The organism is Cytobacillus solani, from assembly GCF_001420595.1.
GTDB lineage: Bacteria > Bacillota > Bacilli > Bacillales > Cytobacillaceae > Cytobacillus > Cytobacillus solani.
On record NZ_LJIX01000006.1, the window covers coordinates 2,532,263 to 2,558,168 of the forward strand.

27 protein-coding genes are annotated in these 25,906 nt (G+C 35.1%); 12 read left to right on the forward strand and 15 right to left on the reverse strand.

Annotation, left to right across the window (positions count from 1 at the left end; genetic code table 11):
* Positions 1-23: 23 nt before the first annotated feature.
* A complete protein-coding gene (locus AN957_RS14465) occupies positions 24-1,259 on the reverse strand; it encodes a dicarboxylate/amino acid:cation symporter (RefSeq protein WP_053476183.1) in 1,236 nt (411 codons plus the stop codon).
* Between the two features lie 351 nt (positions 1,260-1,610).
* Between AN957_RS14465 and AN957_RS14470 the strand changes: the two genes are divergently transcribed.
* A complete protein-coding gene (locus AN957_RS14470) occupies positions 1,611-3,194 on the forward strand; it encodes a GNAT family N-acetyltransferase (protein ID WP_056684792.1) in 1,584 nt (527 codons plus the stop codon).
* 39 nt (positions 3,195-3,233) lie between these two features.
* Here the strand turns inward: AN957_RS14470 and AN957_RS14475 are convergent, their stop codons facing one another.
* The 4 genes from AN957_RS14475 to AN957_RS14490 form a co-directional block, all read right to left on the reverse strand.
* Positions 3,234-3,644, reverse strand: coding sequence for a VWA-like domain-containing protein (locus tag AN957_RS14475; RefSeq protein WP_053476185.1), 411 nt, complete (start codon positions 3,642-3,644; stop codon positions 3,234-3,236).
* A gap of 168 nt (positions 3,645-3,812) precedes the next feature.
* Complete coding sequence (locus tag AN957_RS14480; protein WP_053476186.1) at positions 3,813-4,022, reverse strand: hypothetical protein; 210 nt, start codon at positions 4,020-4,022, stop codon at positions 3,813-3,815.
* Between the two features lie 72 nt (positions 4,023-4,094).
* Entirely contained in the window at positions 4,095-4,526 is a 432-nt protein-coding gene (locus tag AN957_RS14485; protein ID WP_053476187.1) for an NUDIX hydrolase, read from the reverse strand.
* Positions 4,527-4,769: 243 nt separating this feature from the next.
* Complete coding sequence (locus AN957_RS14490; RefSeq protein ID WP_053476188.1) at positions 4,770-5,681, reverse strand: aminoglycoside phosphotransferase family protein; 912 nt, start codon at positions 5,679-5,681, stop codon at positions 4,770-4,772.
* Positions 5,682-6,005: 324 nt separating this feature from the next.
* Here AN957_RS14490 and AN957_RS14495 point away from each other — a divergent pair, with 324 nt between their 5' ends.
* The 3 genes from AN957_RS14495 to cydS are packed head-to-tail and all read left to right on the forward strand — an operon-like array spanning position 6,006 to position 8,486.
* Positions 6,006-7,352, forward strand: a complete 1,347-nt coding sequence (locus AN957_RS14495; RefSeq protein WP_053476189.1) for a cytochrome ubiquinol oxidase subunit I — start codon at positions 6,006-6,008, stop codon at positions 7,350-7,352.
* Positions 7,349-8,374 (forward strand): cytochrome d ubiquinol oxidase subunit II, encoded by a 1,026-nt coding sequence (locus AN957_RS14500; RefSeq protein WP_056684795.1) that lies wholly within the window; start codon positions 7,349-7,351, stop codon positions 8,372-8,374. Before AN957_RS14495 ends, AN957_RS14500 begins: the two co-directional genes overlap by 4 nt.
* 13 nt (positions 8,375-8,387) lie before the next feature.
* Entirely contained in the window at positions 8,388-8,486 is a 99-nt protein-coding gene (cydS, locus tag AN957_RS29190) for a cytochrome bd oxidase small subunit CydS family protein (RefSeq protein WP_425388901.1), read from the forward strand.
* A 75-nt stretch (positions 8,487-8,561) separates the two neighbouring features.
* On the opposite strand, the gene AN957_RS14505 is transcribed toward cydS, so the two are convergent.
* The 4 genes from AN957_RS14505 to AN957_RS14520 all read right to left on the reverse strand — a co-directional run bounded on the left by AN957_RS14505 (position 8,562) and on the right by AN957_RS14520 (position 11,066).
* The gene (locus tag AN957_RS14505; RefSeq protein ID WP_053476191.1) at positions 8,562-8,774 is read right to left on the reverse strand and encodes a DUF3951 domain-containing protein; all 213 of its coding nucleotides are present in this window, start codon (positions 8,772-8,774) and stop codon (positions 8,562-8,564) included.
* A gap of 134 nt (positions 8,775-8,908) precedes the next feature.
* Positions 8,909-9,379, reverse strand: a complete 471-nt coding sequence (locus AN957_RS14510) for a GNAT family N-acetyltransferase (RefSeq protein ID WP_053476192.1) — start codon at positions 9,377-9,379, stop codon at positions 8,909-8,911.
* A gap of 44 nt (positions 9,380-9,423) precedes the next feature.
* Positions 9,424-10,026: a hypothetical protein gene (locus AN957_RS14515; protein WP_053476193.1), complete on the reverse strand. Its 603-nt coding sequence runs from the start codon at positions 10,024-10,026 to the stop codon at positions 9,424-9,426.
* A gap of 26 nt (positions 10,027-10,052) precedes the next feature.
* On the reverse strand, positions 10,053-11,066 hold the full coding sequence (locus AN957_RS14520) for a S66 family peptidase (RefSeq protein ID WP_056684799.1): 1,014 nt from the start codon (positions 11,064-11,066) through the stop codon (positions 10,053-10,055).
* 271 nt (positions 11,067-11,337) lie between these two features.
* On the opposite strand from AN957_RS14520, the gene AN957_RS14525 reads away from it, so the two are divergent.
* The 3 genes from AN957_RS14525 to AN957_RS14535 all read left to right on the forward strand — a co-directional run bounded on the left by AN957_RS14525 (position 11,338) and on the right by AN957_RS14535 (position 15,829).
* Positions 11,338-12,531: a chromate transporter gene (locus AN957_RS14525; RefSeq protein ID WP_056684801.1), complete on the forward strand. Its 1,194-nt coding sequence runs from the start codon at positions 11,338-11,340 to the stop codon at positions 12,529-12,531.
* A gap of 196 nt (positions 12,532-12,727) precedes the next feature.
* A complete protein-coding gene (locus AN957_RS14530; protein ID WP_053476196.1) occupies positions 12,728-14,275 on the forward strand; it encodes a sensor domain-containing diguanylate cyclase in 1,548 nt (515 codons plus the stop codon).
* 321 nt (positions 14,276-14,596) lie between these two features.
* On the forward strand, positions 14,597-15,829 hold the full coding sequence (locus AN957_RS14535) for an MFS transporter (RefSeq protein ID WP_056684804.1): 1,233 nt from the start codon (positions 14,597-14,599) through the stop codon (positions 15,827-15,829).
* A 4-nt stretch (positions 15,830-15,833) separates the two neighbouring features.
* Here AN957_RS14535 and AN957_RS14540 read toward each other — a convergent pair whose 3' ends face one another.
* The 3 genes from AN957_RS14540 to AN957_RS14550 all read right to left on the reverse strand — a co-directional run bounded on the left by AN957_RS14540 (position 15,834) and on the right by AN957_RS14550 (position 18,694).
* Positions 15,834-16,739, reverse strand: a complete 906-nt coding sequence (locus AN957_RS14540) for an AraC family transcriptional regulator (protein WP_231690073.1) — start codon at positions 16,737-16,739, stop codon at positions 15,834-15,836.
* A 13-nt stretch (positions 16,740-16,752) separates the two neighbouring features.
* Positions 16,753-17,472 (reverse strand): ABC transporter permease, encoded by a 720-nt coding sequence (locus AN957_RS14545; RefSeq protein ID WP_053476198.1) that lies wholly within the window; start codon positions 17,470-17,472, stop codon positions 16,753-16,755.
* Positions 17,473-17,569: 97 nt separating this feature from the next.
* Positions 17,570-18,694: a serine hydrolase gene (locus tag AN957_RS14550; RefSeq protein ID WP_056684806.1), complete on the reverse strand. Its 1,125-nt coding sequence runs from the start codon at positions 18,692-18,694 to the stop codon at positions 17,570-17,572.
* A gap of 329 nt (positions 18,695-19,023) precedes the next feature.
* Between AN957_RS14550 and AN957_RS14555 the strand changes: the two genes are divergently transcribed.
* Genes AN957_RS14555 through AN957_RS14575 form a run of 5 tightly spaced genes read left to right on the forward strand, consistent with a single transcriptional unit; the run spans position 19,024 to position 23,635 of the window.
* On the forward strand, positions 19,024-19,581 hold the full coding sequence (locus AN957_RS14555; RefSeq protein WP_053476199.1) for an RNA polymerase sigma factor: 558 nt from the start codon (positions 19,024-19,026) through the stop codon (positions 19,579-19,581).
* A complete protein-coding gene (locus AN957_RS14560; RefSeq protein ID WP_053476200.1) occupies positions 19,565-20,338 on the forward strand; it encodes a hypothetical protein in 774 nt (257 codons plus the stop codon). The genes AN957_RS14555 and AN957_RS14560 overlap by 17 nt, the downstream gene beginning before the upstream one ends.
* Entirely contained in the window at positions 20,325-21,203 is an 879-nt protein-coding gene (locus tag AN957_RS14565) for an ABC transporter ATP-binding protein (RefSeq protein WP_053476201.1), read from the forward strand. Before AN957_RS14560 ends, AN957_RS14565 begins: the two co-directional genes overlap by 14 nt.
* Positions 21,200-22,456: a hypothetical protein gene (locus tag AN957_RS14570; RefSeq protein WP_053476202.1), complete on the forward strand. Its 1,257-nt coding sequence runs from the start codon at positions 21,200-21,202 to the stop codon at positions 22,454-22,456. The genes AN957_RS14565 and AN957_RS14570 overlap by 4 nt, the downstream gene beginning before the upstream one ends.
* Before the next feature lie 15 nt (positions 22,457-22,471).
* Complete coding sequence (locus AN957_RS14575) at positions 22,472-23,635, forward strand: ABC transporter permease (protein WP_053476203.1); 1,164 nt, start codon at positions 22,472-22,474, stop codon at positions 23,633-23,635.
* Positions 23,636-23,691: 56 nt separating this feature from the next.
* Here the strand turns inward: AN957_RS14575 and AN957_RS14580 are convergent, their stop codons facing one another.
* From AN957_RS14580 to AN957_RS14590, 3 genes are all read right to left on the reverse strand, one after another.
* Positions 23,692-24,624 (reverse strand): glycine-rich domain-containing protein, encoded by a 933-nt coding sequence (locus tag AN957_RS14580; RefSeq protein ID WP_231690074.1) that lies wholly within the window; start codon positions 24,622-24,624, stop codon positions 23,692-23,694.
* A gap of 74 nt (positions 24,625-24,698) precedes the next feature.
* Positions 24,699-25,235: a small multi-drug export protein gene (locus AN957_RS14585; protein ID WP_075209158.1), complete on the reverse strand. Its 537-nt coding sequence runs from the start codon at positions 25,233-25,235 to the stop codon at positions 24,699-24,701.
* Positions 25,236-25,244: 9 nt separating this feature from the next.
* Positions 25,245-25,880, reverse strand: coding sequence for an NUDIX hydrolase (locus tag AN957_RS14590; protein ID WP_321172058.1), 636 nt, complete (start codon positions 25,878-25,880; stop codon positions 25,245-25,247).
* Between the last annotated feature and the right edge of the window lie 26 nt (positions 25,881-25,906).

A 25,906-nucleotide genomic window follows, 5' to 3' on the forward strand; every position in this document is an offset into this window, starting at 1 on the left:
GGGAGTCTGAAGAATGAAGAACATTATGCACTTTTCTCCTCTGATACTAAATCTTCCTGTTTTCCTTCCGAGCGATCTACAATAACTGCACATACAGCATCGCCGGTAATATTGACAGAGGTTCTGCACATATCAAGTAAACGATCAACCCCGAGGACTAACGCAATTGCCTCAACAGGAAGCCCTACGGATGTCAATACCATCGATAGCATGATAAGCCCAACACCTGGCACACCTGCAGTCCCGATACTAGCCAATGTTGCAGTTAATAAAATCGTAAGCAATTGACTTAAACTCAGATTACTCCCATAAACCTGCGCAATGAATACAGTTGCAACACCTTGCATAATGGCTGTACCATCCATATTGATGGTCGCACCTAGCGGTTGGACAAAACCACTGACACTCTTAGATACATTTAAATTATTTTGTGCTGATTTCATTGAGATAGGTAATGTAGCACTGCTGCTCGACGTGCTGAAAGCAACAATCATAGCAGGAGAAAATCCTTTAAAAAACTTGATTGGATTCATTTTTCCTAAGAAGGAAAGAGCTGATCCATAAACAAGTACCAGTTGAAGAAGAAGAACAAATAATACAACAAACATATATTTGCCCATCGCCATAATCGCATCAAAGCCTTGACCGCCAATTGCCGTAGCAATTAACGCAAAAGCACCAAATGGAGCAAATTTCATAATTACATTAACTAGAAACATTAATACATCATTTGCCTGCTCAATGAGCCGATAGATTCCATTCACCTTTTCACCAAGTCTGGACAAACCATATCCAATAAAAATCGAAAAAACGATGATTTGCAGCATCGATTCCTGAGCCATCGCATTGACAGGGTTTGTTGGTATAATGTTCACAAGTGTATCAATGACAGGTGGTGCTTCTGTTGCCTCATAATCTGCTCCATCTAATTGAAAGTCTCCTGATCCAGGATGAAACAAGTAGCTCATTCCTATTGCCAATATAATAGCTATTGCAGTTGTGATAAGAAAGAAAGAGATGGTCTTCACACCAATTCGCCCTAATTTCTTCGGATCGCTGATTCCTGCAGTCCCAAGAATTAAGGATACAACAACAATTGGTACAACCAGCATTTTAATTAGATTGACGAATATTTTACCTAATGGATATAAAATATACGATTGAACAGTATCATACATACCAGGCAAAGCTAAATTTAGGATTAATCCAACAACGATCCCTAGCCCCATCCCCAAAAGGATCTTTTTCGTTAAAGACATATTTAGCCTCCTTTATATAATATACAGATAATTATAAATATTCTCTTTATTTTAAACAATAGGGCTAATGTTCTAGGGGGTGTAATTTGGAATAAAAGCGAGGCAATCTGCAATCCATAGAGTTATTACTATTCAAATTTAAACAAAAATATTAACTATTGATTCTATTAAACTGACAATAATAATAAAATAGGATAAATCATACATACATAAGAAATACCTTTAATTTCAATAACAGGTTTCCATTTTTAGGAGAAAGGTATTTCCATATATCTCTTCTTATGCGAAAATAGATTTTAGTCATGATACATATCATTAGAATGTAGCTTTGTAAAAGAGAGGTTTTTCCAAATGTATTGGTGTAAAATTGCACGTACTGAAAAAGAGTTTGCCGAAATTGCAAAATTAAACTATGAAACCTTTGTAGAAGAGATTCCACAACACGCCCCAGATCCCAATGGAGTACGTGTGGATCCATTTCATAATGAAAATCAATATATTATTGTTTTAAAAGAGCAAGAGCTTGTTGGAATGATTGCTATTCGTGATCAACGTCCCTTCTCTTTAGATAAGAAGCTTGGTCCTGTTGAAAACCTGTTATCACAGGATGCGTTAACTGGAAAGCTTTGTGAAATCCGTCTTCTTGCTGTTAGGAAAGAGCATCGGAATGGGCGTGTATTCTTTATGCTTACTGGGGCATTATCCGATTATGCTTATAAAAAAGGGTATAGCGCTGCAGTAATATCTGGAACTGTACGCGAATTAAAACTATATGATCAAATGGGATTTGAAGCTTTTGCAGAGCCAGTTGGTTCTGATGATGCGCAATTTATTCCCATGGTTCTAACTAGAGCTCGTTATGAACAGTCTGTTGCTGCAAGATTAAAACAAAAAACGTACTCCTTTTTCCCAGGTCCTGTTCAATTAACGAATGACATTCGTGCTGCCTTGCTGCAAGAGCCTATTTCTCACCGTTCTTATGATTTCTCCATCTCGTTAAAAAGAGTACAGAATCGACTTCTGAAAATGAGTGAGGCTAAATATGTACACGTATTGACAGGCAGTGGTACCCTTGCAAATGAAGCGATGGTTGGGCAAATTAGCCGTCTATCTGGGAAAGGGTTAATTCTTACAAATGGGGCTTTTGGAGAAAGATTACATGCACAAGCAGATCGGTGGAATCTTGAATACGATTTACTATCATATGAATGGGGCGAACCATTTAATGAGGCTCAAATGAATGAAAAGCTTGAAAGTAATAAATATGAATGGCTTCTAATGGCGCATGGTGAAACTTCAACAGGCATGCTTAATAATTTACAATTGATTCAGCAGCTTTGCCGGAAATTTCAGGTCAAACTATGCGTCGATTGTGTGAGTTCATTTGGTTCACTGCCCTTCTCCTTAGCTGATGTATATTTAGCAACAGGAGTTAGCGGGAAAGCGATTGGAACGATGAGCGGGATTGCTGTTGTTTTTTCCAATCATGTGATAGATGTTGACAAGAATTTGCCTTCCTATCTTGATCTAGGGTTATATGCAAATGGAAATATCCCTTTCACCTACTCTTCCCAGCTATTTAAAAGCTTTGAGCAAGCGCTTCATGCATATGAAAATGATGAGCGCTATACACTGTTACAAAGCAGGTATGAGCAACTGCTTGCTGCAGAAAATGAAGAGGAAATGTCGTTTTTAACAACGGAAGGATATCCAATGATTGTCACATTAAAAGGAAATGAAGATGATCAATATATGGCAGAGGATGCAGCCCTATCAGGTTTCGAATTGCATTATAAGAGTGCTTACTTGGCTGAAAGAGGCTGGGTCCAGCTGTCGATTATCCAGCCTGACTTTGAAAAAGCATGGACAAAATTTAGAAAATGGCATTTGATTTATAAAGATTATCAAAAAAAACAGCAACACATTCATAGCTAACAGAAAAGATCCCTCACTTTTAATGAGGGATCTTTTCTGTTAGGCTACCTTAATCACTTTCCCAAATGGAACATGCGGGATGAAATCATCAGGAACGAGCCAAAATAATTCAAAATCGACCGTATTCATCTCATCCGGAATAAAACCAGTCACATCTGTAATATAAAAAAGTGTATCAATTTTTTCTTCATGTGCCCACTCAAGTACGAGTGTGTAAGAAGATTTTCCATGTGTGTAATATTTAATCGTATCACTTTTTATGGGGGTAATGCTTCTTATTTTAAAATCTGCTTGAACTAATAATGTATCAGGTTTTAATTGTTCAAAAAGCTTCACAATATTATTAATCAACATCTTCGGAACTTCATTTGTCGATGTATCTACACATAATGCGACTTTTTTACCTTGCTGCTGCTGCAATAAAGAAAGCATTCTTTTATGCCATTTCAACCGTAATCATCCCCCTTGTTTGAATGAACAAGCCATCTTATTTTGGATGAATAAGAAAAGGTTTATGATTGGATAATTACGAAAAAAAATACTAGTTAGTGTTAAGCTTATCTTAATCAAAAGAAAGAATATTCAGTAAATTGTACTTATATTTACAAACAGCCTCAGTCACCTTTTATACTCTTTTCTATGTATATATACGGTGCTTTTGTCTCGTGTCCATTCAGCAAGAAATGCTGCTACGAACATAAATATTCCACCTGATGCTAATCCTATTTTGAAATAGCCTAAAATCATAAAACCAATCGAGCCAGCAAGTGTTGCTATTAAAACGACTATTAACCATGTTATGATTTTTTCTTTTCTCTTCCTATCCAAAATAGCTTACCTCCTCCGTTACAATATTTTACTATTTAGTACGGTTATCGCATATGAAAGTTTCATTATCCTTTAAGAAATTTTGCTTTGTTCAATCAACGAAAAAACATGATTCTTATCAAAATCATTATTTATGTTCGTCGGAAGGAGTTGTTTTAACTCTTTTGGACCAGCCCAAAGGTAATCTTCATGTTCAGATGACAATTTTACATCCTTATTTTCACTCTTGCATAAATAAGTTATTATCACCATTTGTCTAAACGGATCTGTTTTAAAAGTAGCCGCATACAAAATATGTTCTATTTTAATTTCTAAACCTACTTCTTCCATTACCTCTCGTTTCAAGGCTGTTTCTAAATCCTCTCCAAATTCAACCTTTCCACCAACAGTCTCCCACGTACCTCCGCTAAAGTGAGCTATTTTGGAGCGTTTAATAATTAATGCTTTCCCCTCATTTACAATAACTGCTTTTACCCCAACCAAAATCTTATTTTCATTTTGCACCGAATTTCCCTCCTTTCCAACACTAACTTCGTTATAGATTCTTTCTATTAAGTTATTGTATGTACGTACACACTTTCCCAATTTTCTTTCTAAGAGACATTTACATATTTGTATTCATATTTTGTAATTTCTTATAAACTACTGCATAGAATGACAGTCGTCACATTTGGTCAAAATAAAGCACTCCCATCTATAAATTTTTTAAATTTTTGTTTAATACAATCTAGCCAACGTATGGAAACTCTAAAGGTATTTGTTTATTTCATCGAATAACAATTGAACACGATTTATATAGTATTCACTTTTTTCTTTGTCATTTAAAAACGAAATAAACAAAATAGAAAGCATTAAAGCTGTATCAAGACGATAAATTGATTGAATTACTTTCTCCGTATTTTTAAGTAATTTTTCGGCGTTATATCCTTTTAGAAACTCTACCTCGTCTAACTCCTGTGTCTCAGATATTCTCATTAACTCCATTATTGGATTCCCGATAAATGCATTATCCCAATCAATTATCGCTTGAATGATTCCGTTTTTTGCAATGATATTTGGTCTTCTAACATCTAGATGCAAGAGGCAATTAGTTATTTTTGAAGTATTTAATATTGCTTCCAATTCACCTGAATCTGGAACGAAAAGATCTGTATAAACTAGTTTTCTTAATGACACTACTCGTTCAGTTATTCTTTCAGAAATAATTTTACTTAATGTTTGTTCTTGCTGATCAATAATTGTTAAGCCATCCGTAGGAAGCTTGTGAATTTTTGATGTTAACTTCCCCACATCAAAAGATGAAATTTCATGATCATCTCCAGTCACAAAATTAGATACTAGAAAGTTGATTTCATTACTAAAATAAAGCTTATGTATCTTTGGAACGGGAATTTGATGTTTATAACAATGCTCTGCTATTCCCGCTTCCTTTTGCAAAGAAATGATTCCGCTTGAATTTTTGTCCATCATCCGTTCTTCCGATCTCCAAGGCGTTCTTACCGCAAGCAACCCTCTTTCTTTATCCTTAATTAAAAATACGGCATTTATAACTCCGCTGCCAATCAACCGAATATCCTTAATTTTCCAGTTCATTTCATGCGTTAGTACATTAGTGATCTTTAGACTTAATTTCTCTAATTCTGTATTTGTTAGCAACATTAGTTTGATTTCCTTTTTTATCTTTTATAGGTATTTTACTTTAGAAATGTAATGTATCTTCTTCAATTCTAACAGATTATGGTATTTCCTGAAATCTTTTCCCATATCGTAAACTTACCTATTATTTAATTATTGCAATATTCTTTCATAAATGAAATGCTACCTTTTGGAAAAAGATATATTAAGGGAATGAATGAGGGAGTGTAAGTTCATGTATAAAAATCACGAAAGAAAATTAACTTGGTTAGTATTTATTGTAGCCATGATTATGGGCTTATCATTTATTGGCCGCGTTTTTGCAGGATAAGAAAAGGAGTTTTTGAAATGGGTAATGAAGAAGCTGTTTTTTTCAGTCGGGTATTAACTGAAATGACTTTGTCCTTCCATATTATATACGCCACAATTGGAGTAGGTATCCCTCTCATGATTATGATGGCTCAATGGGTGGGGATAAAAAAGCATGATGAACATTATATACTATTAGCTAGGAGATGGACGCGAGGCTATGTAATAACAGTAGCTGTTGGTGTTGTTACTGGTACAGCGATCGGCTTACAGCTTTCACTTCTATGGCCAAACTTTATGGAGCTTGCTGGGAATGTAATTGCCCTTCCATTATTTATGGAGACATTTGCCTTTTTCTTTGAAGCGATATTTCTAGGCATTTATCTATACACATGGGATCGATTTGAAAACCAGAAAAAGCATTTGCTGCTCCTTATTCCAGTAGCTCTTGGTGCTTCTTTTTCGGCAATTTTTATAACGATTGTGAATGCATTTATGAATGCACCCCAAGGCTTTGACATAATAGATGGTCATTTAGTAAATATTAAACCTTTGCTAGCTATGTTTAATCCTGCGATGCCTACTAAGGTTGCGCATGTTCTTGTATCTGCATATATGACCTCTGCATTTGTACTTGCATCTATTGCTGCTTTCCGTTTATTGAAAGGGTCCAATCATATCTATCATAAAAAGGCATTATTCTTCACAATGAAAGTTGGGTTAATATTTACCATTGCAACGGTTATCATTGGTGATTTCTCTGGCAAGTATTTAGCTGAATACCAGCCGGAAAAATTAGCTGCAGCTGAATGGCATTTTGAATCGGAGGGAAAGGCTCCTCTTATCCTTTATGGAATCCTAGAAGATGGTGAAGTGAAATATGCTTTCAAAATCCCATTTGCCCTTAGCATATTAGCACACGGAAATCCTAATTCCGAAGTGATTGGACTTAATGACTTTCAAAAGGATGAAACCCCTCCACTCTATATTCACTATTTATTCGATGCAATGATTACAATCGGCATGTTGATGTTAGTATTATCTATCACATACATAGTCGGATTGTGGAAAAAATGGACGTACGTACGTTCCAAATGGTATCGATTGTTGATTGTCATAGGAGGTCCGCTCTCTATTCTTGCGATTGAAGCAGGCTGGTGGCTTGATGAGGTTGGGCGTCAACCGTGGGTTTTACGTGGAATTCTGAAAACAAAGGATGCTGCAACATCAAGTGGTCAAGTTGATACGATGCTTCTTTTGTTCGCAGGATTATACATTATTTTAGGAATAGGCAGTAACATTGTCCTTTCAAGAATGTTTCGGAAAAATACAATAGAACAAGAATTAGCTGATCGAGAATTAGAGGAAGCAGGTGAACTGTATTGACTCTAGAAGTGATCGGAATTTCAGTCCTTTGGTTATTCCTTTTTGGGTATATTATCGTTGCTTCCATTGATTTTGGGGCTGGATTTTTTAATGCCTATAGTCTATATAGAGGAAAACAGCATATTTTAACGAAAATTATTCAACGGTACTTATCCCCTGTTTGGGAGGTTACGAACGTTTTTCTCGTGTTTTTCTTTGTAGGGATTGTCGGATTTTTTCCAAAAACCGCCTATTATTATGGAACAACTTTACTCGTTCCAGTTAGCATTGCGATCATTTTGCTGGCTATTCGGGGATCCTATTACGCCTTTACAACTTATGGTGGTCTTAAACATAAAATATATGTCTTTTTATATGGTGTATCAGGATTGTTTATACCGGCTTCTTTATCTATTGTAATAACTATTTCGGAAGGCGGATTTGTCAATATGGAGCAATCTGGTCCAATTCTCGATTATTTTAAGCTTTTTACGAGTCCATTAAGTTGGAGCATAGTTGTTTTAAGTTTGACAGCCGTATTATATATTTCTGCTGTATTTTTGACATGGTATGCGGATCATGCCAATGACATGGATGCGACCGAACTAATGCGGAAATATGCACTTATTTGGGCTGGCCCTTGTATCCTTACCGCTGCTGGAATTATTGTTGAAATGCATGGACATAATTATGAACATTTTACTCGCTTAATTCAATTATGGTGGTTATTTGCGATCTCGCTCGTATTATTTATTGGAACCGTTATTTTATTATGGAAACGACACAGATACGGGCTGGCATTTGGTCTTTTAACAGGGCAATTTGCACTTGCTTTTTTCGCTTACGGCATTTCTCATTACCCATATTTACTGTATACGTATCTAACGATTTATGACAGTTTTACTAATGAAGCTATGGCAACAGCGCTAATCATTGCTTTCATTGCCGGACTTGCTTTATTAATTCCATCGCTGATCCTTCTTCTCAGATTGTTTTTGTTTAATAAGGAGTATGTACAGGGAAAACAAAGCAATCATCCTTAAAAGGAGAGATTTTATGAGTTATTTTATGATTTTTTATGCACCATTTATTGTTTTATTTCTTTCTATAGCAGCTGCTTTTTGGGTCGTGCCTAAAGATAATTTAGTTGAATAATCTCTAAAAAAATCACCACATCAATTCAGGATGTGGTGATTTCCTTTTATTTTAATACCCGTATTCCGGCACTTATTACCGATCTTTATCGTCGCCTTCTCCCTCATCCTCAGCAAGAATTTCTTGTTCTTCATGAAATTCTACTTCCGTTTGACCAGTAATCTTATCAAATGGAGTATAAAAAGGCGTCACACTTTTCTTCTTTACAAACACTTTATAAAATCCAATTATTACTAATATAACAATAACAGATGGTAATCCTAATGCCATTATATTCATCGGATTCATCAGATTACCTCCCTTAAGGATAATATGAATTATCTAAGCTTCACGCTATAGTATCTTTGGCTCGGTAAAAAATAGATAAATGGATGATTAACTTTTATTCGAATGGAGGCCATTCCTTTCCGAAAAATCCTTCCTTATTCCTTTAGCATAGTTGTGAAAATAGTTGAATTATTTTTAAATTCGATTTTTCTTTTAAATCCAAATTTTTCATACAGATGAATCGCACGGTGATTAAACTTGGCCACTGTTAAACGAATGGTTTTATCTGTATAAGTCTCATTAATATATTGAAGGATATAAGCTAAGAATGTATATCCAAAACCATTTCCTGTTAATTCTGGCTTCATTCCAAGCCCAATATCAATATGATCATCCGAATATGCACCAAATTCATAACCGATTGGTACTTGGGCAGCACTGCCAATACAGAAGAAGCCGATTAATTGGTCATTATCATTAACCACTGCATAATACGTTTGATTAAGTAATTCTCGAATATTATCTGAACATAGGTCATTATTATAAAAATCATAGGGAGCTTCATATTTCCAACTAAGAATTTCCACTGCAAAAAGTTCAGTCATTCTTCTAATATAAAATTGCATCTTAAGACCCTCACAAGCTTATCTAATCCAAATGTATTTGAACGTTACTCTACATAAATTTTCACCTCAACACCTGTTGGCTTATCTTTAAAAAAGGAATCATATTCTACAAAATTGAATGTAAGTCCAGAAGGATTGTCTGGGATTGGAGGGGATACAACGAAATTGTGTGTATAACGGCCAGTAGATCCACCCCCTCCAAAAAAACGACAATCGTATTGCTCTCCTATGTTCATTTCAAAGGAATGGCGATGGTGTATATCTTCATGAGAATCATTTGAGCCATCCCAATCGACATTTAATTGAACTACGCTCGCGTTTTCAAATTGCCGAATAAAAGTTAAAGTGTATAAATGTTTGTCTATCTCAGCTGCTTTTAAAATTGCAACATGCTTGATAAAATTTGTTGGTTCAACACGAGGTTTAAATTCCTCATCTATTTTCAACGTTCCAAATATCGATCTCAACAAATCCTCGTAAAGGTCGAATTTTTCAGCCCATTTTGAGATGCACTCATCAGGTGGAAACCCGGGATCATTGTTTGAAAGCTCTTTCCTTTTTTGTATTAAATGGCATAGCTGTTCATCAATTGTCGAAATACGTTCATCATAATAATCGGTTGGTCTTATATATCTCATTCGTTTCATTAGAACTCCTCCCTTCTAATCACGCATTATATAAAGTATTCGCGTACCGTACCCTTCCCCTCTTCCACAATTACCTCAGCATATGAACCGTTGATGAAAGTCATTTGTGGCGGAACATGACCACAATCGATATCATAAACAATTGGAATTTGAAGTTCTTTTGAAAGATCTTGATAAACATCCTCAACTGTATAATTATCAACTGGCGTATTCGCTGCACTTCTGCCAAACATGATCCCAGCGCAATTTTCAAACCAGCCAGCTAATTTCATTTGTACTAAAGATCTTCTTAAATCAGTGGTGGTCATCTCACAATTTTCAAAATACCAGAGGATTGGGTCATCGTTGATATACTTTGTTCTAAAGCTTCTAACATCACCAACTGGTGTCCCAATTAAATGTCGGATGACATCAATACATCCGCCTATTAATCGTCCTTCCATCTCAACCTTTTTATTTGAAATCGATTTCCATATTGTTGGTTCTGATAAATGAAATACACATGGAGTAGGATGATCATGCTGCCACTTTTCTTGATGTTTGCTGGACGAATGCTGCAGGACAGATTCACCTTGCTTAGTCGAAAGCACCTTCTCCCACATTGCTGTCGTTTCGTCAGAATATTCCCCTCTCAAATCGATTAAATTTGTCCCATGTGCAGTTGCAAGCCCCGTCTTTAAAGTGATGGCAAGCAATAATACACTCGTATCTGAATAGCCTAATACCCACTTGTTTCGAATATTGATAAAATTAATTCCAGCAAGTATTTCAATTAGCAATTCTCCGCCCCAAGGAGGAAAGACTAGGCCAATATTTTCATCAGCCATCATTTCATTAAATTCATCCGCCCGTTTCTTAATTGATGCAGATTTGGCTTTGTCTTGAGTCCAAATTGTATCTCCGCATCTAATATCAAATCCTCTTAATTGCATCCGTTCACACGATTGTTTAATCAACACATGCAGATCAGGTTTTACTCCAGAGGAAGGCGCCGTCACACCAATTGTTGTTCCCTTTTCTAAAAATGGATACATAATCACTTTGAACACTTCCTTAATTAATGAATCTAATTATAAATATCAAATCCTCATAATATAAAGAATTCGACATTTGTTAATCTTTTCCTCCTATAACCATTCATATATAGTTTGTATTAAGATCGCTATATTACAATGTAAAGGTTTTGTAAAATTTCGATTGAACAATCTGATTGGAATATAACTAATGTTATATTTTTAATAATGCTAATTACTGCGAATAAGAGCTCAACAGTTCCTAGCTATTAAAACAGAAACAAGAAGGTGATCATCTGTGAAAAAAACAAGGTCAGAAAATTATATTACGTCTTTATTTGAAATCCTTATCATTTCAACACGCCTCGGATTTACTTCTTTTGGAGGACCTATCGCCCATTTAGGGTACTTTCATGAAGAATATATTCGAAGAAGGAGATGGATGGACGAAAAAAGCTATGCTGATTTAGTTGCCTTATGCCAGTTCTTGCCCGGGCCTGCAAGCAGCCAAGTAGGTATTGGTATTGGAGTGATGCGTGCCGGTGTACTAGGTGGGATAGTATCGTTTATTGGATTTACCTTGCCCTCGGTAATCGTCTTGATATTATTTGCACTTATGCTTAATCGTTTTAATATTGGAGAAGCAGGATGGATTCATGGATTAAAGATTGTTGCAGTAGTAGTTGTCGCCCATGCTATTTTGGGTATGGGTCAGAAACTAGTCCCAGATTTAAGCAGAAAAGCCATTGCTTTATTTGCACTAACTGCTACTTTCTTATGGCAAACCGCATTTATTCAAGTTGGGATCATTGTTTTATCTGCACTTATTGGCTTAGTCCTTTTTAAACAAAATCATGAAAATAAGGATGTAAAATTTAATTTCCCATTATCACGGGGCTTTGCTATTGGATGTCTTATCATATTTTTTAGTTTGCTAATTATATTGCCATTTTTACGAGAAACAACTTCATCCTACTGGATTGCAATGTTTGACAGTTTCTACCGGTCCGGTTCTTTAGTTTTTGGCGGTGGTCATGTCGTCCTCCCCTTACTTGAGCGTGAATTTGTTCTAACCGGCTGGATTAGTGAAGAAAGCTTCTTAGCCGGTTACGGAGCTGCCCAAGCCGTACCTGGTCCTTTATTTACCTTTGCAGCCTATCTCGGTGCAGTAATGAATGGATGGAAAGGCGGAATTGTCGCTACAATCGGTATTTTCTTACCTGCATTTTTGTTAATTCTAGGTGCCCTCCCTTTTTGGGAAATGGTACGGCAAAATCCGAAAATCAAAGGTGCATTAATGGGGGTAAACGCTGCTGTAGTTGGGATTTTAATTGCTGCACTGTATCATCCAATTTGGACTACCTCAATATTATCTCCAATTGACTTTGTTTTTGCAGCCATTTTATTTAGCCTGCTCGTTTTTTGGAAGCTCCCTCCTTGGGTTATTGTTGCTGCTGGAGCATTAGGCGGATGGGTCCTCACATTATTATAATAGTAGAAAAATAAATTTATGAGATGTTTGAGAGATTCCCGATCTACTAAACGTCTAGAAAATTAGTAAATCTGCTATTTCCAACATTTCTATACAATTATTAATGAATTTCATATTGTTATCGTTTCAAAAATAATAGTATACTCTTCATAAGGCTATTCTAACTATGAATAATACTTTTTTTTGGGGAAATGATATGAAACCAATTAAACTAAGTATAAAATTATTAATTTTGCTCTTGTTGAGCTTTGCCATGATCGGCACATATGTGGGCAGTTTGATATCAAGCCAAATAGTAAGTAAAAATACACTTGAAAAGAATTATCTAATTGAAAATCAATTTTATGCAAAAAAACTCGCTGATACAACGAATTTGCATTTTCGTGATATGTTTTCAAACTTAAGTGTAGAAGCAAGGGACGAAGATTATAAAACATTAGATTCAAAGTATATTTATAAAGATTTATATGATTTACTTCACTCAACAACCTATTTTAACAGCACATTATTTGTTGACCGCAACGGTATCCTTGTTGCATCTGTTCCGGATATTAATGTTGAAGGAACAAAGGTCAATTCAATTGGTACTCAAGAGGCTCTAACGAGAAAAAAGCATACAGTTTCTGACCCATACGTAGGAATTAATGAAAAATTAGTTATTCTAATATCTGTTCCTGTTTTTAATGATGTTGGTACATATATTGGCTTTATTGCTGGTACGATTAATCTGCATGAAGAAAATAGCCTAAAGGCAATTCTTGGGCAGCACCCAAAGCATCAAAACGATTCATATGTTTATGTCGTTGATTCAAAGGGAAATATCATCTTTCATCCTAATATTAATAGAATTAATGACAATGTAAAAGAAAATGAAGTGGTTAAAGAATTAATAAAAAGAAACAGTGGCAGTAGGGTTGTTATTAATACTTTGGGAGAAAAAATGTTGGCGGGCTATGCAACAGTGAATTCAAATGGCTGGGGAATTGTTTCTCAAACCTCACAGAAAGCCGTAAATAAACCAACGTATGAACTAGGAAAACAAATTAGCCTCTATACGATTCCATTTATGATTTTTGTATTCGTTTTGACTATCTATATGTTAATCAAAATTGTTAATCCAATTAGGGATTTAGCAATATATGCTCGTCAAGTTACAAAAAACAAACCAGTACCAACAGAAATAATCCCAGAATGGTACTTTGAAATAAGAGAATTGAAACGGACTCTTCTAATTGCTATCGACTTTTACCAGAAAAAACTGCATTTTGCAGAAAGCGAATCAAAACGAGATCATCTAACAGGTCTTTATAATCGCCGTGCACTGGAAAAATTAGCTCTAAACTCAGATTCATATTCCATTATCCTCTTCGATATTGATCGATTTAAATTAATAAATGATCAGTATGGTCATCTTAAAGGCGATGAAGTCATTCAATACATTGCAAAATTAATCACAGAGGTTACTATTGAAACGGACCTTTGTTTCCGTTGGGGCGGAGAAGAATTCCTCATTATCCTTCCTGACGTTGATTTAGCTAAAGCGTTATTAATTGCAGAGCGTTTAAGAAAAACGTTAGATACGACAATCAGTCCGACTGGAAAACCAGTAACTGTTTCTATCGGTGTAGGTCATCTTCCAGAGTCCACTGACAATTTCTCTGAACTTCTGGACATGACAGATCAAGCATTATATAAAGCAAAGCAAGAAGGAAGAAATAAAGTTATTGCTGCAAATAAGAATTAATTAAAACCCTGTCCTAATCTTTAACAAAGGACAGGGTTTATTGATAGTCTAGGAAATTATAAAATCGAATGTTGTGGATAACTTTGGAGAGAGGAAATTGTCTAGCTCCAGCGCCTATCGCCTATCAAACTTCAGATCTCCTCCCTACGATAAGTCAACATCGGTTCGCTCACTCATCGTGTTTCCTTTATCTCAGTCGAAGCCCTTCCAGTTTGTACGGCGATGATCAAGGAGCTTGCGCTTTTCTTATTGCTATTCCGCAAGTTTGGAAAAGAAATAACCATTTTTCCCCTCTATGATAATTGTAAGGAGGAAGAAATGATGAAACAGTTATTTATGAAAAATCCATATTACGTTTATATCCATACTTGCTTTTTATCCCAGCTTTTCTTTACTTATATTTTCACTGTAAATTTGTTGTATCATGTACAAATTGTCAATCTTAACCCACTTGAACTTGTTTTGATTGGAACTGTCCTGGAACTTTCTGTTTTTATTTTTGAAATTCCTACTGGGATCGTATCTGATATGAAGAGCAGAAAACTTTCTATTATTATTGGATACTTTTTAATCGGATTCGGATTTCTGCTTGAAGGATTGTTTCCTTTCTTCTTAGCAGTGATTTTTTCTCAAATATTATGGGGGATCGGTTATACATTCACGAGTGGATCATTACAAGCATGGGTGAGTGATGAAGTTGGCGAAGAACTTGCGGCTGGTGCATTTATTAATGGAGCAAAAGCTGGCAACCTTGGTCAAGTGATTGCGATTCCTCTAAGTATCTTTACTGGAATATTTATGCTGAACCTCCCTATCATAATTGGCGGACTTTGTATGCTGGGTCTAGCAGTTTATTTAATGATCTATATGAAAGAAGAAAAGTTCGTACCATTGAGGATAGAAGGTCAATCATCTGTATGGAAGAATATGAAGATGAATGTAAGCAAAATTGCTATATACTCTAAGGCAAACCGCTTGATGCGACTACTTTTTCTCATTGCATTGTTTTTTGGGTTTTATAGTGAGGGCTTTGATCGTTTATGGTTATCACATTTCTTAGAAGCATCTAAACTCTCCTTTTTCTCTGAGAGAAGCATTGTACTTGTAACTGGAGGGATTCAATTTTTAGTTGTTGTTGGCTCTTTTTTTGTATTGCATATAATTAATCGCAGCTCTATTCATCAGCACCTGAAGTTAATCTATATCTCTTTATTTATTGGAAGCTTCCTTATTATTTGTTCATTAATTGGCTTTTCATACTCGACGTCATTAATCACTTTGCTTATATTTTATGTGATTGTTCAAATGGCAAGACAGATCATGCAGCCGCTGGAAGAAATATGGCTTAATACAATCATTCCTGAATCATCTGTCCGTGCAACCTTTTTCTCAATGAAAGGGCAAGTAGATGCGATTGGTCAAATTAGTGGAGGTCCAATCATTGGGGGAATCGCTTCAATATTTTCAATCAAAACGGCTATCCTTATTAGTGCAATCCTCTTATCTCCTGTTTTGTTCTTACTAAAAAAAGCATTAAAAATTTCAAGAGGGTGAGTAGTCACCCTCCTTTTCTTTTCACTGGGAGATGTATTTCCATAAAAATTTTCTCATGCTCCCAATGATGACAATATTCATCATAGTATTCAAAATCATAGCTGTTTTCGTCTACTTCATAGCCTGAATGCGGGAGCCAGTCTTCAATAATATAGCGCCAAGTCCCTTTAATAGAAGAAACAAACTGATCTTCTTCCACCAATGGGGTTCTAAAAACAGCATATGTGGCTGCAGGAATCTCCCATTTAACCATTTCTAGCGGAATTTCAGTAATATGATCATAGTCTACTGCAAAGAGAAACGTAAAATGATTTTCAAATATATCATGACTAATATTAAAGCAATACTCTCCATGCTTTTTGGGGTTGAGTAATTTATATAGATCTGTCTCTACTGAGCCATCGTTAAATCCACCATCTTCCCAGAAAGCAGGTGCATCTCTTGTGAATGAAATATTGCCCGCTTGGATTTCAAACATTTTTCCAGCCACCCAAAAGGCATTTCTAGAAATCAATTTTGGCTGGAGTATTATCCCTCCAACCTCCTTTTGCTGTAATTTCTTTAAATCTAGCCTGTTCGGGCGAGATACTGGACAATGAAGTTTATAAAGACTCGGAGGACATCCAAAACATCTCTTAAACGCTTTTGTAAATCCAGCATGTGTATGAAAGCCATACTCCATGGCAATTTCAATTATTTTCTTTTCATTTGCAAGTTCAAATAAGGCATATTGCAGCTTTCTTCTTAAAACATATTCCATGATAGAAAAGCCAATATGCCTATTAAATAATCGATAAAAATGATATGGAGAATATCCAGCGAGATTAGCTAAGTCCTTTGGATAAATCTCTTCTTTTATATGTTCATCTATGTAATCTATGACTTTTTGCAGGATTTGAATTTGCTGCACATATTTCATCCTCTTATAATGTAATACTTGTATCCTGTTGGACAGAGACTTCCTTCATAATATATTTATAATTTAGTAAACAGACGATTATCGCTGCCAAAGAGGATACAACTAATAAGGTAAAAATAATGAAAATCTGATATTTTACGGAACCGAAAGGATCTGCACCGGCAAGAATCATGCCAGTCATTGTTCCTGGTATTTGAATCAAACCTACCGTTTTTAACATATCAACTGTCGGTATCATTGCAATTTTAATAGCATTCTTTTTCAAAAATTCTTCTTCCATTTCTGGATTGTTTTTCATTGCTTCTAAAACAACTGCGCCAGCAATCATCGCATTTCCAATAAACATTCCACCTACTGGAATGAGATACTGCGCTTCAAGCGGGATAATTTCAAAAACTAGCCAAATACAAATACAGAGAAGGACAGACAGTGCAATTCCAACAAGTAAAATAAAAAAAGACTTCTTCCTGTCCATTCCTCTTTTCGATGCATTTAATGAAGCAATTATCATCATTAGAAAAATATAGCCAAATACGACGAAAACATTTTCTAAACTAAACAAAAAAGAAATAAAAAATCCTAATAATAATAATTGAATAAATCCTCTAATAGAAGAATAGAGGATATCCTTGCCCATTCCTAACTTTTGATTCATCGAAATAATAATCGGGACAAACACAAATAAAAGAATAATAAATAATGCGAGATTGCTAATTTCTTGCATGAATAAAACCTCCCATTATTCATTTTAGGCTTTTCTTTGGAGAAATCTACTATTTTTTAATTGTTATTGAAATTAAAAAGAACATATCAAATGCCCTTTATAAATGTGCCAGTTCCGATTTAATAAGTTTTCGAAATTCTGAATCCTTTAGAAACTTCAGCTGAAACTCATTCATCACGCAAGATAGTTTTGTTTGCTCTATTAACGTTAAATCATTGGCGAAAAAGGCTAACTCGGTTTGATTCCCATCCTTATCAGTCGCATACATCGCCATTGTAAAAACAAATGCGGTAGACCCCCCTTTTTGCCCAGCGTGTTGGAGCCATTCACGATTGATAGGATTTCTCATTAATTGCTCCATGATTGGATCAAGATGTTCATGAACATTCTTATGAAAAAACTCCTTGCTATTCAATTTCCTCATAATTGATGCATAGGCTTCTGTCGTTGAACGTGTTAAACGGTCTGACCAGATTTTTTGAAAATCCATATTCATCACTTTAATTAATTGTTGTTTCTCTTGGGAAGTTAGCGGCTGGCTGAGATTGTGTTTGTGAATAGCAATCGCCCAATTTCGATAGTCATTCAAGTCCATCTGTTTGAGCTCCTGCAACGTCTCTATTTTTGATAATTTCTTTTCCGTCATCAGCCTTGAAGGAATAAAAAGTGCACTAACAATCGGATATAGAGGCTCATGATTTGTTATTCCTAGGCTTTCAGCCACTCGATTGATATTTTCTAAGCCCAGTATCTGCATCAAATAATCAGTATTCGCATTCGAGCTGAAATCGATCATTCCCTTCGCAACCTCGCTTAAAGGTACATGATCGATATCTTTTTCACTCCTCCATTTTGAAAGCCACGCCTTATGGGCACCTCCATCTGTTTTTGGAACATAATATGCGTCTAATTCTTGTAAACTTACCTCTTTCTTCGGATCCACTCGACCTTCTGCCACTTGCTGCGCATATTCAATTGCGACAATGATTTTTACTGTACTTGCTAAAGGAAGCAGCTTTTTTTCGTTAATTTCTACCCACTTCTCATTATTGTGATGAATCGATAACGAAATATTGTTATCCTTTGCTTTTTCCTTGAAAAGATCAATTATATATTCCGGGTTCGTTCCTTTTATTTCTTTTTTATATTTGAGAATCCCAATACCTATCACGATTCCAAATAAAGCGACTATTCCAATAATCAACCAAAATAATATTTTCAAGGTTTCTCCTCCGTCATTTCAGCCTATTATTTCTACGGAAAGAAAGTTGGAAAGTTTCAATGTAATTGGAGAAATTTCTTTAAATAGAAAAAAATAACTTTATTGCGTGAAGAAAACATGGAGGAATTTTCCTAAATTAATGTATGGTTGAAAAGAGATCTATTATTACACTCGTATAACTTTCTTTTATATTTATTAGAGAAAATGATAAAAAGCCAAAACTATTCATTATCTTTATACGAATATATAAATGTAAGCTTACTCTTATATACTTCTAGAGGTAAAACGTTGCTTAACCTTAACTATTTTCAGAAATTGAGTGGTGAAAGATGGACCGAGACTTGAAGCTGATTAAACAGATACAGAAAAAAGGCAATGAAGCGGCAGCAAATGAGCTTGTATCTCACTATTACCGCGAAATTTATCATTATGTTTTTAAACAGACACTTGATCAGGAACAATCACGTGATATAACGCAAGAAATTTTTATTAATATGCTCCAAGGGTTACATCAATTTGAAGGGAAGAGAGCATCTTTTCGAACATGGTTATATAAAATTGCTACTTATAAAATGGTGGATTATTTTCGTTCTAAGCATTATAAGTTCCGAAATCTTTCAGATTCTCTCGATACTATTGAAATTGGAGAAAAGAAGGATTTTACAGAATCGCTTTTGTATAAAGAGGAATTTAGCGCTGTCATGAAGATTATAAATGGGTTGGAAACATCCCATCAACAAATTTTTCGCTTAAAACTGTTTGGAGAGTACACTTTTCAGGAAATCGCTGCCTCCTTACAGATTCCAGAATCTACAGTAAAAACGAAATATTATCGCAGTATAAAGTTTGTAAGAAAAGGAGTGAGGGACAATGGTGGACAAGCGTGATCAGCCCCCCTTTCCAGATGAGAAATTTGTTGAATGTGAAATTAACACAATTGTTGCCAAAGGAATGGTCAAACGAGATTCTTTAAAAAATCTCCTAAGCAGCATGTATAAGCAGATTGGGATTCGATTTATTATGAGGGATTATATAGTAATCATAACCGCTTTTGTCTTGATGGCATTCTTTATGTATGTTGTGACGACTAATGGACAGGAAAGATATAACACACATACTAATTATTACGGCATTATTATGCTTGTTTCACCAATTCTTTACATTGTACTTTCTATTTTCCCATTTATTCAGAACAAATTAAATGGAACATTCGAAGTGGAAATGTCGTGTAAATATAATATATATCAAATTGCTGCTTTTCGTATGCTTATATTTAGCATTCTTTGTTTTCTATTAAACACCGTTTGGATTATTTCAATGGCACTGAAATTTTCTAGTGTGCACTTTGTTCAGGCATTTTTGATATCGACCACCTCTTTGCTGTTATTTTCACTTTTGTTTATCTATGTGCTTTCTATCATAAAAACACTAGCTGCAAAGATCGGGATCATATTCTGTTGGATAGGCATCAATCTATTACTAGTCATGCTTGATTCAGCTATCTATTATCAGTTTCTCGTATCAGTGCCATGGTATTTATACGGAACGATTATTTGTCTGTCAACCTGCCTATACGTAAAAAAAATGAAAGAATTCATGCGTCACAATAAGATGAGAGGGGCGAACGGATATGTTAACGGTTAATAATGTAAGTAAGAACTTTGGGAAGGATTCCGTTTTAGAAGATATTCAGCTTGAGTTTTCTAACGGAGTATACGGTTTATTAGCCCCAAATGGTGCAGGGAAAACAACATTAATTAAAATGCTCACAACCTTGCTATATCCAACAAAAGGCGAAATTCTATTTGAAGGTCAAAATATTTTTAGTATGGGAGAAAATTACCGAGATTTAATCGGCTATCTCCCGCAAGCCTTTGGTTATTACAAGAACTACAATCCTTATCAATATTTACAATACCTAGCTGCATTAAAAGGAATTTCTAAACAAGCAGCAAATAATAAAATCCCAAAACTACTTAAGCTAGTTGCATTAGAAGATGCCATCAAAAAGAAAATGAGGACATTTTCGGGTGGAATGATTCAAAGAGTTGGGATTGCACAAGCAATGCTGAATGACCCAAAAATCTTAATTCTTGATGAACCGACAGCAGGATTAGACCCAAAAGAACGCGTTCGGTTCAGAAATCTTTTGTCAGACTTGGCAAGAGACAGAATTGTCATTTTGTCCACGCATATCGTTTCAGATGTCGAGTCTATTGCCAATCAAATTATCATGATTAAGGATAAACAAGTCCTTGTTAAAGATAGTATTCAAGCCATTTGTCAAAAGCTTAATGGCAAAGTATTTGAAACAGAGATGGAATTTGGACAAGTTCAGCCATTTCGGGAACAATATTTATCTCTTTCTGAGCGTCAGGAAAATGGCAAAATGTTGATTCGTTATATTGCAGAAGAATGTTCTTCTCCAAATTGGAATCAAGTAAGTCCGACGTTAGAAGATGTCTTTCTATTTGAATATCAGGATCAAGTAATGGAGCAACTGAAATGAGAATTTTGCTGTATGAAATTCGCAAAGTAATCCTTTCCCCTGTTATTCTGGCACTTACAGTCCTTTTTCTCGGCTTTAACTTCTTTCTCATCTATGAGAATTCCTATATTAAGGATGATTTACGCAGCATAAATCAACTGGCTCATATGTATGGAACAGAAATAAATGCTGAGATGCTAAAAAGGATGCAGAGTGATTATGAAGCATCATTGGAAAAAGTAAATGAGATAACTAACAGTGTAGTGTCTAAGAAATATCAAAACATGGATGAGTTATATTCTGACCGTACCTTTTATATTCCCGAAAAGTTTTCTGAGAAAAATATTCAACTTTTCAATAATACCGCTTTGTTAGATTTTTACTATAACAATAGTCTTCATATCGAGGAAAGCTTCCTTTCGCGTGATCCGATTAAAATAGCTGAATATGAGCTGAAGGTATATGGAATCAGCGGACCAGCAGCGGAATTAATTAGAAGTCAATTTGATAATTTTTCGGAACGATACAAAGAGGTTCATGAAAATAATGAATATAAGCATCTGTTCCCTGCTCAGAGTGTATGGGAAACTCATTTATTACTGTTTAAAACAATGTTTAAAGCGCTTCTAATAGAAAGTCTGATTTTAACGGTTCTAGTGACTGCATATATCATGAACTTTGAGTTTGATCGAGGAACCTATTTACTTACTTATAGCTCTAAAAGAGGAAGAAAATTATGGCTGGATAAATTTTGTGCTTCGTTAATTACCAATATTTCTATTTTGTCCATTCTCTTTGTGATTAGCTTGGCGGCTTATTTCAGTGTATTTTCGTATAAGGAGTTTTGGCATGTGCCAATTAGCAGTTATTTTAACGCAGGCAAGGAATGGTTTATGTCATGGTGGAACCTATCATTTATCGAATATTTAGCGGCGGCAATTGTATTAGCCTATCTATTAATTGTTCTTTTCACCTTGATGACTGTTGTTCTAGCCAGATGGATTCGGAATAGTTATCTCGTCTTCTTTACCTTTCTCTGTTTATTTGGTGTGATATTTATCAATCAAGGACTGTTTCCGAATAGTAGTATTTTATTTTTACTAGGCTCCTTTACACCCGTTCATCTCATATTGAATTCAGTTGTTTGGTTTATGCAAAGAGCAATAACGTTTACTGCTTATTATGAAATAATTACAATCGTTGCCTGGTTTGTCATTTTACTACTCTTTGTTATGTACTGTACTAGAAGTTTCCGGAAATGCGATTTAAAGTAAAGGAGTTGAATAATTTTGCGGATCATTATAGAGGAAATGAAGAAGATTTTTCACCCAGTCATGATGCTTATTTTCGTATTGATCAACCTGCTTATGTATTATATTTTTATAGATTTTGATGTAACTGTTTTTCCAAACGGAAGGCCAGCAACTGATATGTACAATATCGGAATTGAAATGGTCGAAAAATATGGGTATGAATTAGATGAAGATGAATTAAAAGACTTTAAAAAGGTGTTTCGACAGGAAATAAATAAAGCAGATAAGTACATTCAAGCTGATCAAGAATTTGCTAAATTAGGGATTACAAATTATCGAGAATACCAAGAAATGAGAAATGGAGATCATGAGAATCCTGCCATTGAGCGATTGTCTTCAAGAATTATGTTTGAAGATGGGGTTGATCTATTCTGGGAGATCCCTGAAAGAGAGAATATTATTGAGGAGATGGAGTTTGTTAATGAAAGATATGGCTATAGTTATACCGATGGAAAATTAACTGATAAACAGGAACTGAGAATTCAGGAAATCGTTCAATCTGGAACGGTGAATGCTATCTTCCCAGCCTACCCTGTTCAAGACAATTTTCAAACGATCAGTCATTCCATTGCCATTACGATCCTAGTTAGCGTCATCTTTATGATTTCTCCCATTTTTATTAGAGATTATAAGAATAATATGTTTGGATTACAATACAGCTCTAAGATTGGCAGAAGCTTGTTTATGAAAAAAGTTGCTGCTGGCATGCTCTCAGCTTTCATTATTACGACATTTTTAATCATCGTTTATTACGGGATGTATTCTACTAACGATATTGGGATGTTTCTTGAAAGTGAAATTAACTCTTTTATGGGTTCTGTGTATTGGTATGATTTCACTTTTCTTCAATTAATTCTTATGACGGTCTTACTTACATATGTAATAATGCTGTCAATGAGTTTACTAGCTATCTTTGTATCAAGTATATGCAAGAACTATATTTCAATTATCGGTATACTACTGCCACTATTTGCAGTTGTCTATTGGCTTATTAAAACTCGCGCCCTTCCTGTTGAAGCCTTTTTCCTTACAAGAACTCAATGGGAAATAGGGATTATTTACAGTATCATGATCATGATTCCAACTGCAGCTATCAGCTGGAAAGTCAAGAGAAAACAAAGGATTGATATAACGGATTGAATCTTTATAGTAGAAAAACAAGATCTTGCTGGAAGATCTTGTTTTTTGCTTTTCAACTAACTGCTGCACCCCCCACCACAACTCGAACAGCTCGATCCTCCACCTGAATCACTATCAGATGAGCTTACGCACCCGAAACCTGAGCAGGAGCTGCCTGAAGCAGCAGCTTTAGCTGAATAAAAAGGAATTAAGCTGTTTATATTGTTTTCATAGTGATCGACCCCATAAAGGGAGAAGAATACAGCAGCAGGAAGAATAATGTGAAATTCATTTTCCGACTTTATTTTAATAAATGGATTTTTTTCATGCTGGAATTGTTCTGCCTGTTGGATTTCTAATTTCAATTTATTGATCAAGTATTTCTTTACGTTATCCCATTGTGTCGTTTGCCGAAAATATTTCTTTAAGAGCTCCTCATCTGAAAGATGTTTAAAGTCTAGAAGAATTTCCTTCTTAATAGGATGTTTCAAGAAAACACCCCATAGTAAATGACTGTTTAATCTTGGTTCAAATAAACTCAAATACATCCAATCAAAAAAGGCTCTTTCTCCCGGTATCGGTTCAGATTCCATATTGGGCATATGATGCAAAAACTCTCCATAAAATTTCATCGAAAATTTTTCATAATCCTTCGTAAACATTAACATTTCATGCCAAACTTCATCGACTTCTTCACTGAACATAGGAACAGATTTCAACAAGCTATTCATAACAAAATATCTTTTTAATTCAAAAAATCTCCATTGATATTCATTTTCTGTCCAATTAGGATGCTGCTCTAAGATCCTTGTTTTTACATTGCTTTTAAATATGGAGGGGAATGAAGCATCCAAAGCCTTTACAATTAGTTTCCCCTCTGAAACATGCATGCCTAAATGTGATGGTACACTTTCATTTTTCAAACGCAGTTTACGCTTTTTTCTATTTAATTTTAGAAACACGAATAAAAAAATGAAGCCAATGATAAGGATAAAAATAAATGCTTCCACAAATTCCACCCCTCCACACTAATAGATTGACATCAATCTTTATTTATGAAAAGCGCAAATATATCCTATTCCCCTTACTGGAAGATACGAAGCAGAAAACCATTCTCTTTCAAATCAGGTGCCAGGAATGATACCCCTGAATTAGCTAAAACTGTTGAGACAATGGTCCAAATAACTAGACTTGCAATCATCCAGCCTGTCACCAACCCTCTGCTTGATCCAAAACTCATTCCCATGAATGCAGAAATATGTGATCCTACTAAAAGTGGCCCAAAAATTGTTAAGCCAGGAAGACCGTATTTATCAAAGAGTACTCTTGCTCGTTTTTGCTTTTTGGAATCTTGTTCTGGTTCTGTTCCTTCCGTATACTGGTCTTCCCCGCCCTCAACTTCAGTAACCACATTACGTTTTTGCTTTCTAGTTCTGAGAAGGAGTTTAATTTTATCAACAAACACAATTAACAATAGAATAGTTAATAGATTCCCTAAGAAACCGAGGATAGCTACCGGAACCGGCGCCAATCCGCCTATGATTGCTAAAGGGATGACTGTAATCAGCTCAAATAATGGAATAGCCGCCAATAAAAACACTAAAAAATAGGATACTATCATTTGATCACCCTAATCTTCATTAATTTTTTGAATCGTTTTAATAACATGCTCATAATAAGACAAATCATGAGGAACAAAGTGATTTCTTCCAGCAAATCGGTTAATTGAAGTTCTTTGCCCTTCCTTATTTACTTCAAACCCTTGAATGTTGACTTTATCTATTTTGCCTAACCAAAGATCATAGAATTCTTTCCATTTTACCTTAACAATCCCTGATACTTCTTCTCTTTGTAATATAAAATTATGTAGGAAATGTTTCGTTTCATATAGAAAAATATGAGCCAGCTCATTATCGATAAATTTTCCTTTTACAACAGAATATTTAAAAATACCTGCTGAAATTAATTCGTTAAAGGAAACAGCAATGCCAATTTCTTCTTTAATCTCTCTAATCCCATCATCAACTGTTTCATGTGCTAAGAGATGCCCTGCAGCGGTGATATCGATTAGATTCGGATAATCCTTTTTCATTTTGCTCCGAATTTGAAGGTAAATATAACATTCTTCCCCTTCTCTGCTAAAAAACCAACAATGAAAGGCTTCGTGCCAATAACCTACCCGATGGACTTCTTCTCTTGAAGCAATGCCTATTTGATTCCGTTGTTGGTCAAATATTTTCAGCATTTCATTTTCCAATATTTCCACATCCTATATATTTTTACCAAAACACT